The sequence below is a fragment of the Rhizobium sp. BR 249 genome (assembly GCF_047445895.1).
Taxonomy (GTDB): Bacteria; Pseudomonadota; Alphaproteobacteria; order Rhizobiales; family Rhizobiaceae; genus Rhizobium.
The window spans coordinates 46,684-62,716 of sequence record NZ_JARWKX010000010.1 but is presented as its reverse complement, the minus strand read 5'-3'; the positions used below and the strand labels follow the sequence as shown (position 1 = coordinate 62,716).

Sequence of the window (16,033 nt, the reverse complement as noted above, 5' to 3'; positions counted from 1 at the left end):
GTGGCGGACCGACTGACACCTGAACATCGAAGCTGGTTGATGTCCCGAGTAGGGCAGAAGGATACCGCTCCTGAGATAAGGGTGAGAAAAGCCGCGCATGCTTTGGGCTTTCGATTTCGGCTCCATCGCAAGGATTTGCCGGGGACACCTGATGTCATCTTTCCCAAGAAGCGCGTGGCATTGTTCGTCCACGGATGTTACTGGCACCGTCATCCGGGATGTCGGAAAGCCTCGGTTCCGAAGAGTCGGGAGGAATACTGGAACGCGAAATTCGCGGCGAACGTCGAGCGTGACGCGCGCGTCCAAGTCGAGCTGGAAGCTCGCGGATGGGCGGTAGACGTCATCTGGGAATGCCAGACCAAAAATGCGGACGAACTGAAGAGTCGGCTACAAGCAATACTCTCGAACGACCATCCTCCTATCCACCCCAATAAACGTTGAGCATATCGGAGCTCCAAGCATAGCGACCGCCATCGACGGTCGGAGCGGGAATTCGCGCATGCCGTCGAGGTTCCCGAGCCAGCCGCAAGAGGCCACGGGCCGGGATCGACTGGCTCCTCGACTGCATTCAAATTGAATCCTTGACCCCTGCACGGTCTAGCACGACCATAAAAAAGGTCGCCAAATGGGCGGGAACCCAGGCGACCTACGGGAGATGTTCAATAATGGTGAACGACGACGTTCCGATTGTAAAGACCCGCAAGTCGGGTGAGTGAGCGGATGGCTGGGACATATCCCAGCCCAGACAACGGACGTCTCTACTCCTCAGCGTCAACAAATTTGCTTCGATTACTCATCGTTCAACGCTTCCACCCACATCGAAAATCTACATCCCGCTAACACCCGCGCTAACGGCCGTAGACGGGGCGTCGTCGCGTTCGCGCAGCGTCTGCCGGGTCGCGATAGGGTATGGTCGGAATGGACTGTGCCGGCTGGTGCCGATGCGACGACAGAGGCCCAGCGGCTCTTTACCCAAGCCAACCTTACCGACATCTACGTTTCCCAGGCGGCTTTCGAACGACGTCGGGCGATCGCACAGCTCACAGCGATCGGCGCTTGCTTCGCCGACCTCGACTACCATACGGGCGCATTTTCCTTCCACCATGAAAGCGCATCGAACGCACGCTGCGTCATCGGCACCTCGCGACCGGACCCGTTCTTCGTCATCTCTAAAGTGATGACGCGGCGGTTGTGAGAGACGTCGCTCCACTTCAAACCGAGGATTTCGCTACGGCGCATCCCGGTCTCAATAGCCACGATAAGCAAAGTCCTCATAAACGCGATCTTGCCACCGTCGCAGCCGTCGAGCAGGCGCTGCTCCTCGTCACCTTCCAAGCGGCGCTTACGCTCGTTCCGAATGATGGGTCGTCGAACCAACTTGACCACGTTGCGACTGAGAGGAAAGCCCCAGTCCCGCATCGCGACTTCGATGACGTGACTAAGGATTGCCATTTCGCGAACCGCGGTTGATGGCGCTACGCTACCAAGGCGCTCGTCGCGGAACGATGAGATATCTGGTTGTGAAAGCCCGACCAATGACGTCGAGGCCGTATTCCCAAGCTTGGTTCGCGGATGGCGAGCCGCACGGAAACATTTCTTCACCTACGGGCTCGAGGGCGTGCAGGCGCCGGGTTATGATTCTTCGATGGATGTGGCGTCGTTGTTCGATGTCTTTGATTATTGAGATGGCTCGTTCTAGTAGCACCTCCGGGGGAGCTATCGTTCCCGATTTTCATCAAGCCGGTCTTTGATCGCACCCAATATTTTCTTTTTTTCCGCAGGAGAAAGCGTTTTTCCCTGACCCTCCGCCTGACGGGCATCGCCTTCGTCAATGCGTCGCTGGGTCTCTCCAGACCAATATTGCCGGAGTGCATTAATTTTGTGGGAATGTATCTCTGGGATGGCTCCGAAATACTTATCCCCGTTTGTTTTTACGTAAGGGATTATAATACTGCCAGGGTTTGTGGAGAAAAATTCTTCACAAAAATCTTTTATCTCATCAAGAGATCCGGAGTTTAGCTTTAGAAGTTTGTCTTCTAATCTATCCAGACTACTGTCCTTTGCCATGTCGACCCAGAAAACCGGGTATTCTTTATCGCCCAAAACGCCCTTTAGAGATTGCCGACCATCATATCTTATCGCCAAATTCAGTTCCGGCGTTTTCGGCGGTTTTGAGCTGAGCGCGTGGACGACCATGAGCGCGAGGTCAACAGAAATTACAAACTTCCTAGCCGAGCTAAGCGCACAAAGGCGAAAACCAGCGTCAACAGAGGGGCCAATAAAATCTTTTGTTAGGTTCTTATCGCTCGGATCTTCGTGATACTTGTGTAATAAATAAAGGTTTACCCAAACTGGGTCATCGTCGTCCTTTATTGCGTCTGAGCTCAGATCTTTTGAAAAAACCACCTCGGAATTGGTAACGGGAAAGCCTGCGACCCATGCTGTGCACTTTAGGTCGAGCGATGGATACCTATCCTTAAGATGAGGACGGTATTCCTCGACGGCATTTTTCCAACAGACAATGCATGCCAGAGCCTGTCGGTGATCGGTTATTTCCTTAACATATAAAAGTTCGTCGCCAGCGCTCTTCCAAAGCTGCGGCGCAGGGCCAGGGAGCCAGTCGAGCTCTACAGCAAGTCCGGTGACATATGCCTTCCACGTCCGCGCGAAAATACGCTCAATTTCTTTATAGAATTGAGCCATCGGCAAGAACCACGGCTCTACGCCGGTGTCCGTTGCCTTCGCGTCGCTTGTAAAAGCCGTCTGATTTGCTTGCTTAAACGCGGTCGATCCAACTAGGTCGACGCTGAGGAACAGCCTAAGCACTGAGACCAAGGGTCCGTTGTAACGTTCTTGCGCTTCCACAATAACCCTACTTCAAACCAAACGTCCCTGCGCGCACACTTGCCGCTTCTATCGAAACCTCGAAGCGGTTTGCCACTAGATGCAGCGATCCCCTCAATTCTTTCCAGGCTGCGCGAAAGGCCGGCTCAGGCATGAGGAAGCCGGCTGCGAACCAGTTCGCTTCCCATTCAACGCGCCCGGTCCCGTATCGCCGCGCCATTATCGCTCCGGTTCGCTTTCCATTCTGATTTGGCCAAAGAAAATGAAGGACATAGTGTCCTAATTCGTGAGCTACAGTGAAGCGATCACGCACAACACCTGTGTGCGAAGCCAACGAAATCTTGAAGGCTCCATTCTCTTCAATTGTAATTGACCCTGAAGTCGCATCGGAGACGCTCCACAGGTCGTTAATACCGATTTCTCCACCTAACTGCCTGACGATGGGAAGCAAATCGGCACCGGGCGTATAGCCAACCTGCTTCGCGACATTGGCAGCTAGTTTGTCTACAGCCGATTTACTCAAGCCGCATTCTTTGGGTTCGCTAAATCTTGACAAATTGACCACCGAGTGAAGTTCCGGCGATTCTATTCTGATTTGCTGAAACTGCCAAGCCCAACCATAGGCGTGCCGTAGGTGTGGCTCAATGAGAAAAACGATCTATGGTGATGCGTGGACGCAATGCGTCATAAATCGGAAAGACGTTGCGACCCAAGTGATCAACTGGCGGAGAGGGTGGGATTTGAACCCACGATACCCTTGCAGGTATGCCGCATTTCGAGTGCGGTGCATTCGACCACTCTGCCACCTCTCCGCGGTCTTGGTCGGCGCTTGTTCGGCGCGGGCGTTCTCATAACGGGCAGATGACAGGTTGGCAAGCCGAAAAGTCGAAGCATTCCATCCTTTTGCCTTGACACCTTTTTGTCACTCGCGTATCTCGGCTGCGCAATAGGTTCGGGGAAATCCGTGCCTTGCTCGTCTCGCGCTCGCGCGGGGCGTTTCACCGGCAGGAAGAGTTCGAGGTTACGCCTCTGAAATCCCTGCTTAACTTCGACTGATAAAAAGACAGCCACCTGCTGAATTGGCGGGGAGCGCTGGAACGAACATGAAAGGATAAAAAATGTTCGCAGTCATCAAGACCGGCGGTAAGCAGTACCGTGTGGCGGCCAACGACGTGCTGACCATCGAGAAGCTTGAAGCATCCGCTGGCGACTCCATCGAATTCACCGAAGTCCTCGTGATCGGCGAAGGCGCCGACGCGGCGATCGGTGCGCCCTTCGTAGCCGGCGCCTCCGTCAAGGCGGAAGTCGTCGACCAGACCCGCGGCAAGAAGGTCATCGCCTTCAAGAAGCGCCGCCGTCAGAATTCGAAGCGTTCGCGCGGCCATCGCCAGCATCACACGGTCGTCCGTATCACGGACATCGTGGCTGCCAAGTAAGATCAACGGGACAAGGTTTAAAGGAGAACTCCAATGGCACACAAAAAAGCTGGCGGTTCCTCGCGCAACGGTCGCGATTCTCAATCCAAGCGCCTTGGCGTGAAGAAGTTCGGCGGCGAAGCCGTCATCGCAGGCAACATCATCGTGCGTCAGCGCGGTACTGAGTGGCATCCCGGTTCCAACGTCGGCCTCGGCAAGGATCACACGATCTTTGCACTTACCGCCGGCAATGTGGACTACCGAACGAAGGCCAACGGTCGCGTCTACGTGTCTGTCATGCCGAAAGCGGAAGCAGCGGAATAAGCCGGTAGCGCTCTAAAACAGCCGGCGTCTCATCGACCCGGCTGGCCGTACCAGGTTCAGTCCAGAAAACAGGGGAGATGGGGCGCCATCTCCCCTTTTTCTTTGTCCAAACAGGAGGACTGAACATGCAAGGCGAATTGTTGAGGGTCGACCAATCACGGTCGCCCAGGGAAGACCAGAGGTCTCCCAAGGAACGGCTGAGGCCGGAGCGGTTAAGGACCGATTGCCCTGTCTTGTTATCGGAACGGCTCGTCATGCGCGCGCCGCACGAGGAAGACATCGACGCCCTTGCCCATCTCGCCAACAACGCCAAAGTCGCCACCATGGTATCGCGTATGCCGCACCCCTATACCGCCGATGATGCCGCCGACTTTGTTTGGCGTACGCGAAATGGCGAGATTGGTAAGTGCGTCTATGCCATCACCAAAGCCGAAAACGGCGCCTTCATGGGGTGCTGCGGCGTGGAACCGCATACCGACGGCAGGACCGTCGAGATCGGTTACTGGCTGGGTGAGCCCTACTGGAACCAGGGTTATACGACCGAGGCCTGCCATGCCCTGGTCGATATGGTGTTCAGGACGCGTCAGGACGTCGATCAGATCGACGCCCGCTGCCGGGTCATGAACGTCGCCTCGCGGCGCGTCATCCAGAAGTGCGGATTCCAGTTCCAGGGATCGGGGCTCGCAGCCTCGCTGGCGCTCGGCAGCAACGTGCCTGTGGAATGGTACAGGCTCGACCGCAAGACCTGGATGTCTCTCAGAAGCTGGGGGAACATCGCATGAGCACGACGGCACTGCAGAAGCCGGACACCAGGCCGATGATGCCAGGCCCCGCGCCTGTTATCTCGACCGCCCGGCTGACGCTCCGCCCCCACAGGCTGAGCGATGCCCCCGCCATCGCGGAATCGCTTTCCGATTTCGCGGTGACGCGCATGCTTTCCCGCGTACCCGCGCCCTTCGACCGGCAAGATGCGCTGGATTGGCTGATTCCGGTCACGTCAGGCACCCTGCCGGACTGGACGCTCGCCATCACCGGCAGGGACGATGTCCATATCGGCAACGTCTCGATCGAACTGCGCCACGGCCGCTGGCACTTGGGCTACTGGCTGAACCGCTACTACTGGCGGCGCGGCTATATGAGCGAGGCGGTGGCGGCGATCATCGAGCGCTTCTCGCGCCGCATGCCGGAGACGCCTGTTCATTCCGGTGTCTTCGCAGACAACCCGGCTTCGCTGCGATTGCAGGAGAAGCTCGGGTTTCGCATGACCGGTTGCGGCGAAATCTATTGTTTCGCCCGCAACACCATGGTGTCGCACATCGAAACCGTGCTGCAGCCGGGCATGCTGCAGCCGCGGAAAGTTGCATAATCGAAAAGGAGGCGCCGCCGGCTCGGCGGCGTCTTCGTCAATCGCCGATCTCGACCCAGACAGGGAAATGATCGGAGCCGACGGATTGCGTATCGATCCGGGCGGATTTCAACCGGCTCTCGAGGCCGCAACTGACGAAACAGTAATCGAGATGCATGCGTTTGCCGTGGTCTTCGGGATCCATCCAGCTGTAGCTCTCCGGCCCGTAAGCCCCGAGTGCCGCAAAGGCGTCGATCGGCGTGCCGATCTTGGCCACGCGGCCGTAATATCCGCCGCCGGCGCCGGCAAGCGCGCAATATTCCGGCGATTCCGGCTCCATGTTGAAATCGCCCATGATGACGTAATCCTCCGGCAGCGGCGGCTCCGGCAGATCGAGCTCGCCACCGCCCGTCAGCGACCCGCCGTCCTGGATGAACGCGTTGATATGGGCGTTCAGAAATTGCAGCTGGCGGATGCGCTCGTCGGCAGAGACATGGTCGAGATGGACGGAATAGACGCGGACCGCCCCGCCGGGAGCGGCGATCAACGCTTCGGTCGCGCCGCGCTGCAGGTTGATCTTGCCGATCGTCCGGCTGCGCGGCAGAAGCAGCGTCCGGGTCGAGATGACAGGCCAGCGGGACAGCACCATGTTGCCGAACTGGAAGCGGGTGCCGCGCACCGGCGGAAGCCCACCTTGAGCAGCCTCGACATGCATGTCGCAGGCCGGCCCATACACCCAGAAATAGTCGGGAAAGAAAGCGGCAACATCGGCCGCCATGTCGGCAAAACCGTTGCGGGAGAAGCCGCGGGTGACCTCCTGCAAGGCGATGACATCGGCGCCTTCGAGACTGCGGGCAATTCGTTCCAGATCGTATCTGCCGTCGAGACCGAAGCCGTACTGTATGTTATAGCTCGCGAAATTCACGATAATCTTTGACCTCCGTCGGAACCGCCTATATCGAATGGGCCGAGACGGGCCGTCCAACTGCCACCGGATACTGGAAGTAAAATGAAATTTCTCGACGAAGCAAAGGTCTATATCCGATCCGGAGACGGCGGCGGCGGCAGCGTTTCCTTCCGGCGCGAGAAATTCATCGAGTTCGGCGGACCCGACGGCGGTGACGGCGGACGCGGCGGCGACGTCTGGGTCGAGGCCGTCAACGGCCTCAACACGCTGATCGATTTCCGCTACCAGCAGCATTTCAAGGCGACGATCGGCACCCACGGCATGGGCCGAAACCGCACCGGTGCCAACGGCAGCGACGTGACGCTGAAGGTCCCCGTCGGTACCCAGATCTTCGAGGAAGACCGGGAAACGATGATCTGCGACCTGACCGAGGAAGGTCAGCGTTTCTGTCTCGCTCATGGCGGCAATGGCGGCTTCGGCAACGCCCATTTCAAAACCTCGACCAACCAGGCGCCGGATTGGGCCAATCCCGGTCTGCCCGGCGAGGAAAAGACCATCTGGCTGCGGCTGAAACTGATTGCCGATGCCGGCCTCGTGGGCCTGCCCAATGCCGGCAAGTCGACCTTCCTGGCATCGGTCACTCGCGCCCGGCCCAAGATCGCCAACTATCCCTTCACCACGCTGCATCCCAATCTCGGCGTTGCCACCATCGACGAGCGGGAATTCATCCTGGCCGATATTCCGGGCCTGATCGAAGGCGCCCATGAGGGTGTCGGTATCGGCGACCGTTTCCTCGGCCATGTCGAGCGCACCCGCGTGCTGCTTCATCTCATCTCCGCCCAGGAGGAAAAGGTCGGCAAGGCATACAAGACGGTCAAGCACGAGCTTGAAGCCTATGGCAACGAGCTGACCGATAAGCCCGAGATCGTGGCGCTGTCGCAGATCGACGTGCTCGACGAGGCCGAACTGAAGAAGAAGACCAAGGAATTGGCGAAAGCCTGCGGCAAGACGCCGTTCCAGATTTCGGCCGTCACCGGCAAGGGCATGACCGAGGTCCTGCGCGCGCTGCGCGATATCATCGTCGAGGAAAATGCCGAGGAGAAGCCCGCCAAGGTGCCGAAGCTCCGGCATCGCGACATGATCGTCAGCGAGGAGGACAAGGGCGAGAATGCTGGCGAGGATGGGGCCGATGACCAGCCGTAAGCCGCTTGGCCGCTACCGCCGCATCGTCATCAAGATCGGCTCCGCTCTTCTGGTCGATCGCAAGGCCGGTCTGAAGAAGGCCTGGCTCGACGCCATGTGCGCCGACATCGCGGGCCTGAAGGCCAAGGGCATCGACGTGCTCGTCGTCTCCTCGGGCGCAATCGCGCTCGGCCGCTCGGTGCTCGACCTGCCCTCGGGCGCGCTGAAACTGGAGGAAAGCCAGGCGGCGGCGGCCGTCGGCCAGATCGCGCTGGCGCGCGCCTGGTCGGAGAGCCTGTCGCGCGACGAGATCGTCGCCGGCCAGATCCTGCTGACGCTCGGCGATACGGAAGAGCGCCGCCGCTATCTCAATGCACGCGCCACGATAAATCAGCTGCTGAAGATCGGCGCGGTCCCCATCATCAACGAGAACGATACGGTTGCGACCAGCGAAATCCGCTATGGCGATAACGACCGCCTGGCCGCCCGTGTCGCGACGATGACCGGCGCGGACCTGCTCATCCTTCTCTCCGATATCGACGGCCTCTATACCGCGCCGCCGCATCTCGATCCGAATGCGGCCTTCCTGGAGACGATTGCCGAAATCACCCCCGAAATCGAGGCGATGGCCGGAGGGGCCGCTTCCGAGCTTTCGCGCGGCGGCATGCGCACCAAGATCGATGCCGGCAAGATCGCCACCACCTCGGGCTGCGCTATGATCATCGCCTCGGGCAAGACCGAAAGCCCCCTGTCGGCGATCGAAAACGGCGCGCGCTCCTCCTGGTTCGCCCCCTCGGGCACACCGGTAACCGCCCGCAAGACCTGGATCGCCGGTCAGTTGCAGCCGGCCGGCGAATTGCATGTCGATGACGGCGCCGTCACGGCACTCGGATCCGGCAAGAGCCTGCTTCCCGCCGGCGTGCGCAGCGTTTCCGGCCTCTTCAGCCGCGGCGATACGGTTGCGATCATCGGCCCCGCCGGCCGCGAGATCGCCCGCGGCCTGGTAAGCTATGATGCCGACGACGCCCGCCGCATCGCCGGCCGCAAATCGGCGGAGATCGAGGCGATCCTCGGTTATGCCGGGCGTGCCGCCATGGTCCATCGCGACGATATGGTGATGACCGCGCAGATCCGGTCGAAATCGGAAAGGCAGAAGAAGGACGCGAGCTATGCTTGATACCGTTGCGCAAGGCCCTGACATTGACGCGCTGATGAACGACATCGGCCGCAAGGCAAAGGCATCAGCGCGACCGTTGAGCTTTGCGTCCACCGAGGCGAAGAACAAGGCCCTGAATTCCATGGCCGATGCGATCCTGGCGAACAAGGCGCATATTCTTGCCGAAAATGCCAAGGACCTGAAGGACATCGAAGGCACCGAAACGCTTGCCTCCTTCGTCGACCGGCTGACGCTGAACGACAAGCGCATTGCCGAGATGGCCGAGGGAATCCGCGCCATCGCCGCCCTTGCCGATCCAGTCGGCGAAGTCATCGCCGCCTGGGACCGGCCGAACGGCCTGAAGATCGAACGCGTCCGCACGCCGCTCGGCGTCATCGGCGTGATCTTCGAAAGCCGGCCGAACGTCACCGCGGATGCCGGCGCGCTTTGCCTCAAGGCGGGCAATGCGGTCATCCTGCGCTGCGGCTCGGATTCGCGCCGTTCATCGCAGGCTATCCATGCCTGCATGGTCGAGGGCCTGAAGGCGGCGGGCCTTCCGGAGCATGCGATCCAGCTCGTTCCGGTGACGGATCGCGCTGCTGTCGGCGCCATGCTGCGCGGCCTCGACGGAGCGATCGACGTCATCGTGCCGCGCGGCGGCAAGAGCCTGGTTGCCCGGGTGCAGAGCGAGGCCCGGGTGCCGGTTTTCGCCCATCTCGAAGGCCTCTGCCATATCTATGTCGATGCGTCAGCCGATGTCGAGATGGCGAAGAGGATCGTCGTCAATGCCAAGATGCGTCGCACCGGCATCTGCGGCGCGGCCGAAACGCTGCTCGTCGACGGCTCCGCGATCGGCACACATCTGACACCGCTGCTCGAGGTTTTGACTGAGGCCGGCTGCGAGATCCGCGCGTCTGCGACGGTGCTGAAGGTCGCACCGGGCATGAAGCCCGCGACCGAGGAGGACTGGTCGACCGAATATCTCGACGCGATCATCTCGGTCGCCGTCGTCGACGGCATATCGGGCGCGATCGCCCATATCCAGAAATATTCCTCGAACCACACCGAGGCTGTCATCGCCGAAGACCCCGGCGTCGTCGAGCGTTTCTTCACCGAAGTCGATTCGGCAATCCTGCTGCACAACGCCTCGACGCAATTTGCCGATGGCGGCGAGTTCGGCATGGGGGCGGAAATCGGCATCGCCACCGGCAAGATGCATGCCCGGGGCCCCGTCGGCGTCGAGCAGCTCACCTCCTTCAAATACCGGGTGCGCGGTGCCGGACAGACACGACCTTGACGTGACGACGGAAAAGCTGGACCGGCGCTATCTCCGCATGCCGCACAGCGAGCGCGGCATGATCGTCGGCCTGTTCGGCGGCTCGTTCAATCCGCCGCATCAGGGCCACGCGCTCGTCGCCGAGATCGCCCTCAAGCGGCTCGGCCTCGACCAGCTCTGGTGGATGGTGACGCCAGGCAACCCGCTGAAAAGCCGCAATCTTCTCGCTCCGCTTGCCGAGCGCATCGCCGAGAGCGAACGGATCGCGGCCGATCCGCGCATCAAGGTCACCGCGTTCGAACAGACGCTCGGCGTCAGCTACACCGCCAATACGCTTGCCCGCGTCAAGGCCCGCAATCCGCATGTGCATTTCATCTGGATCATGGGCGCCGACAGCCTGCAGACCTTTCACAAATGGCAGAAATGGCAGGAGATCGCCCGCACCTTCCCGATCGCCGTGATCGACCGGCCGGGCGCGACGCTCTCCTATCTCTCTTCGAAAATGACGCGGACCTTCGATTTCGCCCGCATCGACGAGGATGACGCGCGCGTTCTCTGGAAGAAGCCAGCCCCGGCCTGGACCTTCATTCACGGGCCGCGCTCCGGCCTGAGCTCGACGGCAATCCGCAACGGCTCACTGCCAGGCAGCGCCGAATAGGCTGATTTTAGGGACATCCAGAAACGAGAAAGCCCGACGGGGGAGGAGATCCGTCGGGCTTATAAACTCGATCGACAACTGGGAGGAGGAGTGTTGCCGATCCTGTCGAACGGCTATGGGAGGAGGAGAAAGCCGTTTCGATGAGTGTGTTGTACCATATTCCGCAGGAAGGTGAATATCGATTTGTGCAACGCAGCAATGCGGACGATGCAATACGGCGGGTAATCAACCCGGAACGCTGCCGTTTTAATCGGCAAGATGCGTGAAATAACCGTTGCCACCACGGGTCCTTCGGCTTGCCGGCCGGCATCCGGGCTCATTGCGCATTTCATGGATATCGTCTTCCCGGAAAGCCATGCACCTCATGAATAGGTAGGGCCGATCGGCCGCCGATACGGTTATATTTTCGTGGATATATCCCTAGCCAAACCGTGAGTGTCGTTATATTCGTCGAAATATTTCGAACCCTGGGGAGTGAAAGCATGCAAAACCGCCGCCAATGGATGAAACTCGCAACCGCCGCGATCGCGGCTTTCTGGCTTGGCGCGGCAGCGCTGCCGGCGCCGGCCGCTGCCGCCGAAAAGCTGACGGTCTTTGCCGCGGCAAGCCTCAAGAACGCACTCGACGCCGCCAATGCCGCCTGGGCTGGGGAAAGCGGCAAGGAAGCCGTCGCCTCCTATGCGGCAAGCGGTGCTCTCGCCAAGCAGATCGAAAATGCAGCGCCTGCCGATATCTTCATCTCGGCCGACCTCGACTGGATGGATTACGTCGCCAAGAAAAACCTGATCAAGACAGACAGCCGGTCGAACCTGCTTGGAAACCGGATCGTGCTCGTGGCCGAAAAGGACAAGGCAAAGCCTGTCGAAATCAAGCAGGGCTTCGATCTTGCCGCTTTGCTGGGTGACGGCAAGCTTGCCATGGGTGAGCCGAAATCGGTTCCCGCCGGCAAATACGGCATGGCCGCGCTCGAAAAGCTCGGCGCCTGGAAATCGGTCGAAAGCAAGGTCGCCGGCGCCGAAAGTGTGCGCGCCGCCCTCGCTCTCGTCTCCCGCGGCGAAGCACCCTATGGCATCGTCTACCAGACGGATGCGGCTGCCGATAAGGGTGTCGCCATCGTCGGCACCTTCCCGGCCGATTCCCATCCGCCGATCATCTATCCGATTGCAATCCTTGCCGAGAGCAAGAACCCGGATGCCGCAGCCTATCTCGACTTCTTGAAATCGGACAAGGCAGCCGCCTTCTTCACGGCACAGGGCTTCACCATTCTGAAGTGATTGGGAAGTTGAGATGATTGCGGAATCGACGGCGGCGGCTTAGCGTCAAGGCCACCGATAAGTCGATCTACTACTCTTTCGTCATGCTCGGGCTTGTCCCGAGCATCTGCTTCCGGTCGATAGGGCAGCAGATCCTCGGCAAAAGGCCGAGGATGACGCCGAGTAAGGAAGGAGGTTTGTCGTCAATCTGAAGCTCGCCTCGGCGTAGCTCGGATTTCCTGGGGGGACGGTTGCATTTGAATATATTCGGCCTGAGCGATGAGGAATGGACGGCGATACTGCTCAGCCTGCGCGTCTCGATCGTCGCCATGCTGGCAAGCCTGCCCCTCGGCATTCTCGTTGCCCTGCTGCTCGCCCGCGGCCGCTTCTGGGGCAAGTCGGTGCTGAACGGCATCGTTCACCTGCCGCTGATCCTGCCGCCCGTCGTCACCGGCTTCCTTCTCCTCATCCTCTTCGGCCGCCGCGGCCCGATCGGCAGCCTGCTCGAGCAATATTTCGGCATTGTCTTCTCCTTCCGCTGGACGGGCGCTGCGCTTGCCTGCGCGGTCATGGCTTTTCCGCTGATGGTGCGCAGCATCCGCCTGTCGATCGAAGCGGTCGACCGCAAGCTGGAAGAGGCGGCCGGAACGCTCGGCGCCGGTCCCGCCTGGGTCTTCCTGACGATCACCCTGCCGCTGACGCTCCCCGGCATCATCGCCGGCATGATCCTGTCCTTCGCCAAGGCCATGGGCGAATTCGGCGCGACGATCACCTTCGTCTCCAACATTCCGGGCGAGACCCAGACGCTGCCGGCCGCGATCTACACCTTCACCCAGGTGCCGGGCGGCGATGCCGGCGCACTGCGCCTGACCTTGGTCGCCATCGTCATATCAATGGCCGCTCTACTTGCCTCCGAGTTCCTTGCCCGCCTCGCCGGCCGGAGGATCGATCCGGAATGACCCTGATCGTCGAGGCAAAACAGAGGCTCGGCGCCTTTTCGCTCGATGCCGCCTTCACTTCCGAGCGCGGCGTCACCGCGCTGTTCGGCCGCTCCGGCTCCGGCAAGACGTCGATGATCCGCATCATCGCCGGCCTTGCCCGGCCCGACGAAGGCCGTGTCATGCTCGACGGCGAAGCCCTGACGGAGACCGCCCGGGGCATCTTCGTTCCGAAACACCGCCGCCGTTTCGGCTACGTCTTCCAGGAGGCCCGGCTGTTCCCGCATCTGAGCGTCCGCGCCAATCTTTCCTACGGCCGCTGGTTCGCGCCGGGAGCAGCACGCGGCGAGAACTTCGACCGCATCGTCGACCTGCTCGGCATCGAGGCACTGCTCGATCGCAGTCCCTCGACGCTTTCCGGCGGCGAGAAACAGCGCGTCGCGATCGGCCGCGCCCTTCTCTCCTCGCCCCGCCTGCTGCTGATGGACGAGCCGCTCGCCGCCCTGGACGAAGCGCGCAAGGCCGAGATCCTGCCCTATCTCGAGCGCTTGCGCGATGAGACCCAAATCCCGATCGTCTATGTCAGCCATGCGATCGCCGAGGTGGCGCGGCTGGCAAACCAGGTCGTCGTCATGCACGACGGCAAGGTGGAAGCGACCGGCCCCGCCATCGACATACTTAGCCGCCCCTCTGCGGCCTCCGACCGGAAAGAGGCGGGCGCGCTGCTGGAAGGCACCGTCGAGAGCTTCGACGCGCGCCACCGCCTGTCGATCGTCGCCCTGAAATCCAGCCGGCTGCATGTTCCCGGTGCCGCTCTTTTATCAGGCAGACAGGTCCGTATCCGCATCCCGTCCCGCGACGTCATGCTGGCAACCGCAAGGCCGGAGGGCCTCAGCGCGCTCAACATTCTTGAGGGCAGGATCGAAGACATGTCGCCGGACGAAGACGGAACGGTCGAAATCCGGCTCGATTGCGGCGGCGATACCATTCTCTCGCGCATCACCGCGCTCTCCTGCGAGCGCCTCGATCTCCGGCCTGGCAAACCCGTCTTCGCCATCATCAAGACGGTTGCCCTGGAAGGCTGATCAGCTCCGCTGGCCCGGCTGCAGGTTGCGCTTGCCTTCGAGCCAGGCGAGATCCTCGGCAAGGCTCTCCCGGACCGTCTTTTCCATCCGGCGGAAGCGCCCGAGCAATTCCTCGCCGAACGGCGTCAGCGCCGCGCCGCCGCCCTTCTGCCCGCCGCGCTGCGATTCCACCACCTGTTCCGAGAACATCCGGTTCATCTCGCTGACGAGCAGCCATGCGCGCCGATAGGACATGTCCATCGCCCGCCCCGCTGCCGAAATCGACCCGGTCTCGCGGATATGCTCCAGGAGTTCCATCTTGCCGTGACCGAGACGATCCTCATCCGGAAAGCTGATTCGCAGGACGGGAACGATTAGTTTTGCAGCCGAGTCGGTCATCGAAGCCAAAGATCGTGGAATTTGCCGCACTTTACGCTGTGGCATGGAAACTGTACACCGCCCGGAAAAAGCAGCTCTGGCGGCAATATTCTTTAATTCTAACGTAAGATCGGGTTTTCCGCCGTTCCGTACGTTAGCGCGTCTTGAAACATTAATGGTTTGATGCCTATCTTAACCATGATCCGGTCGTAATCGGATCTCGTGTTGTGCATAGTTTGTCATTCCAGGAAAGGGAAAGCACTGACAACAGTACACGCCAAGGGAAAAACGCTCGCCGTTGTCCCGAAGAGTGCGGAACGTGGCGCCGATGCCGCCGCCCGCGCCTTAGAAGCCGTCCTCACCAGCCTCGAGGACTCCAAAGCTGAAGATATCGTCACCATAGACATTGCCGGAAAATCGGCGCTTGGAGACTATATGGTCGTGGTCTCCGGCCGCTCGAACAGGCATGTCATGGCGATCTCGGATCATCTGCTCACCGACCTCAAGGACGACGGCTTCGGACCGGCCCGCGTCGAAGGTCAGGAAGGCGGAGATTGGATCCTGATCGACACCGGTGACATCATCGTGCATGTGTTCCGCCCTGAAACCCGCGAGTTCTACAACATCGAAAAGATGTGGGCAGCTCCGGATATGGACGAAGAAACACGGCACTGACAGGCGGACCGGCCTTTCGTCCGGCGCTTGAGACATGGCATTGATCGGCCGGGACATCTAAACCGGCCCGAGGCGCATTGCGCGTCCAAATGCCGACATGAGCGGGAGCGGGGCGAATGCGAATTGGTCTTTTTGCGGTGGGACGGCTGAAGTCCGGCCCCGAAAAGGATCTTGTGGCCCGTTACCTCGACCGTTTCGCCAAGGCCGGCGCCGCTGTCGGCCTCGAATTCAGTCGTGTCGCCGAAGTTGCCGAAAGCCGCGCCTCCAATGCGGACACCCGCAAGCGTGAGGAGGCGGCGATGCTTTTGAAATCGCTCGCCGAGGGCAGCATCCTCATTCTTCTCGACGAACGCGGCAAGGCGCTCGACAGCGAAGCCTTCGCCAACCTGCTCGGCAACTATCGCGACCAGGGCAAACGCGATCTGACGATTGCGATCGGCGGCGCCGACGGTCTTGATCCGGCGCTGTACGACCGCGCCGACGCCACGCTTTGCCTGGGCAAGATGACCTGGCCGCACCAGATCGTCCGCACGCTGATCGCCGAACAGCTCTATCGCGCCGTGACCATCCTGTCCGGCCACCCCTATCACCGCGTCTGAGATCACGCCGGCCGCGCCA

At 60.6% G+C, this 16,033-nt stretch carries 18 protein-coding genes, 1 tRNA gene and 1 pseudogene; 14 read left to right on the top strand and 6 right to left on the bottom strand.

Features of this window, described 5'->3' with window-relative positions; all coding sequences use genetic code 11:
* A complete protein-coding gene (locus QD408_RS11670) occupies positions 1-441 on the top strand; it encodes a very short patch repair endonuclease (RefSeq protein ID WP_414139414.1) in 441 nt (146 codons plus the stop codon).
* A 639-nt stretch (positions 442-1,080) separates the two neighbouring features.
* Here the strand turns inward: QD408_RS11670 and QD408_RS11665 are convergent.
* From QD408_RS11665 to QD408_RS11650, 4 genes and pseudogenes are all read right to left on the bottom strand, one after another.
* Positions 1,081-1,539, bottom strand: a pseudogene (locus QD408_RS11665) (tyrosine-type recombinase/integrase); the annotation flags it as partial.
* A 177-nt stretch (positions 1,540-1,716) separates the two neighbouring features.
* On the bottom strand, positions 1,717-2,865 hold the full coding sequence (locus tag QD408_RS11660) for a hypothetical protein (RefSeq protein WP_414139413.1): 1,149 nt from the start codon (positions 2,863-2,865) through the stop codon (positions 1,717-1,719).
* A gap of 7 nt (positions 2,866-2,872) precedes the next feature.
* Positions 2,873-3,367: an ImmA/IrrE family metallo-endopeptidase gene (locus tag QD408_RS11655; protein WP_414139412.1), complete on the bottom strand. Its 495-nt coding sequence runs from the start codon at positions 3,365-3,367 to the stop codon at positions 2,873-2,875.
* Positions 3,368-3,566: 199 nt separating this feature from the next.
* Positions 3,567-3,656 (bottom strand) — tRNA-Ser (locus QD408_RS11650).
* Positions 3,657-3,962: 306 nt separating this feature from the next.
* Between QD408_RS11650 and rplU the strand changes: the two genes are divergently transcribed.
* From rplU to QD408_RS11630, 4 genes are all read left to right on the top strand, one after another.
* The gene (gene rplU / locus QD408_RS11645; RefSeq protein WP_007824851.1) at positions 3,963-4,280 is read left to right on the top strand and encodes a 50S ribosomal protein L21; all 318 of its coding nucleotides are present in this window, start codon (positions 3,963-3,965) and stop codon (positions 4,278-4,280) included.
* A gap of 33 nt (positions 4,281-4,313) precedes the next feature.
* The gene (rpmA, locus tag QD408_RS11640) at positions 4,314-4,583 is read left to right on the top strand and encodes a 50S ribosomal protein L27 (RefSeq protein ID WP_008528580.1); all 270 of its coding nucleotides are present in this window, start codon (positions 4,314-4,316) and stop codon (positions 4,581-4,583) included.
* A gap of 125 nt (positions 4,584-4,708) precedes the next feature.
* Positions 4,709-5,365 (top strand): GNAT family N-acetyltransferase, encoded by a 657-nt coding sequence (locus QD408_RS11635; RefSeq protein WP_414139411.1) that lies wholly within the window; start codon positions 4,709-4,711, stop codon positions 5,363-5,365.
* Positions 5,362-5,949, top strand: a complete 588-nt coding sequence (locus QD408_RS11630; protein WP_414139410.1) for a GNAT family N-acetyltransferase — start codon at positions 5,362-5,364, stop codon at positions 5,947-5,949. The genes QD408_RS11635 and QD408_RS11630 overlap by 4 nt, the downstream gene beginning before the upstream one ends.
* Before the next feature lie 37 nt (positions 5,950-5,986).
* Here the strand turns inward: QD408_RS11630 and QD408_RS11625 are convergent, their stop codons facing one another.
* Positions 5,987-6,853, bottom strand: a complete 867-nt coding sequence (locus QD408_RS11625; protein ID WP_414139409.1) for an endonuclease/exonuclease/phosphatase family protein — start codon at positions 6,851-6,853, stop codon at positions 5,987-5,989.
* 84 nt (positions 6,854-6,937) lie between these two features.
* Here QD408_RS11625 and obgE point away from each other — a divergent pair, with 84 nt between their 5' ends.
* The 7 genes from obgE to modC all read left to right on the top strand — a co-directional run bounded on the left by obgE (position 6,938) and on the right by modC (position 14,383).
* Positions 6,938-8,038 carry a GTPase ObgE gene (obgE, locus tag QD408_RS11620; RefSeq protein ID WP_414139408.1) on the top strand — a complete coding sequence of 367 codons (1,101 nt, stop codon included), beginning with the start codon at positions 6,938-6,940 and terminating at the stop codon, positions 8,036-8,038.
* On the top strand, positions 8,025-9,194 hold the full coding sequence (gene proB / locus QD408_RS11615) for a glutamate 5-kinase (protein WP_088683000.1): 1,170 nt from the start codon (positions 8,025-8,027) through the stop codon (positions 9,192-9,194). Before obgE ends, proB begins: the two co-directional genes overlap by 14 nt.
* Positions 9,187-10,470: a glutamate-5-semialdehyde dehydrogenase gene (locus QD408_RS11610; RefSeq protein WP_088682983.1), complete on the top strand. Its 1,284-nt coding sequence runs from the start codon at positions 9,187-9,189 to the stop codon at positions 10,468-10,470. Before proB ends, QD408_RS11610 begins: the two co-directional genes overlap by 8 nt.
* Before the next feature lie 37 nt (positions 10,471-10,507).
* On the top strand, positions 10,508-11,107 hold the full coding sequence (locus tag QD408_RS11605) for a nicotinate-nucleotide adenylyltransferase (RefSeq protein WP_414139483.1): 600 nt from the start codon (positions 10,508-10,510) through the stop codon (positions 11,105-11,107).
* A 482-nt stretch (positions 11,108-11,589) separates the two neighbouring features.
* Positions 11,590-12,381 carry a molybdate ABC transporter substrate-binding protein gene (gene modA, locus QD408_RS11600; RefSeq protein ID WP_414139407.1) on the top strand — a complete coding sequence of 264 codons (792 nt, stop codon included), beginning with the start codon at positions 11,590-11,592 and terminating at the stop codon, positions 12,379-12,381.
* Between the two features lie 236 nt (positions 12,382-12,617).
* Complete coding sequence (gene modB, locus QD408_RS11595) at positions 12,618-13,319, top strand: molybdate ABC transporter permease subunit (RefSeq protein ID WP_088682986.1); 702 nt, start codon at positions 12,618-12,620, stop codon at positions 13,317-13,319.
* The gene (gene modC / locus QD408_RS11590) at positions 13,316-14,383 is read left to right on the top strand and encodes a molybdenum ABC transporter ATP-binding protein (RefSeq protein WP_414139406.1); all 1,068 of its coding nucleotides are present in this window, start codon (positions 13,316-13,318) and stop codon (positions 14,381-14,383) included. The genes modB and modC overlap by 4 nt, the downstream gene beginning before the upstream one ends.
* Here modC and QD408_RS11585 read toward each other — a convergent pair whose 3' ends face one another.
* Positions 14,384-14,761, bottom strand: a complete 378-nt coding sequence (locus QD408_RS11585) for a winged helix-turn-helix domain-containing protein (RefSeq protein ID WP_414139405.1) — start codon at positions 14,759-14,761, stop codon at positions 14,384-14,386.
* 210 nt (positions 14,762-14,971) lie between these two features.
* On the opposite strand from QD408_RS11585, the gene rsfS reads away from it, so the two are divergent.
* Together rsfS and rlmH are read left to right on the top strand one after the other, a co-directional pair.
* On the top strand, positions 14,972-15,415 hold the full coding sequence (gene rsfS / locus QD408_RS11580) for a ribosome silencing factor (RefSeq protein WP_088683001.1): 444 nt from the start codon (positions 14,972-14,974) through the stop codon (positions 15,413-15,415).
* Positions 15,416-15,531: 116 nt separating this feature from the next.
* Entirely contained in the window at positions 15,532-16,014 is a 483-nt protein-coding gene (gene rlmH, locus QD408_RS11575) for a 23S rRNA (pseudouridine(1915)-N(3))-methyltransferase RlmH (RefSeq protein ID WP_414139404.1), read from the top strand.
* The last annotated feature ends 19 nt before the right edge of the window (positions 16,015-16,033 follow it).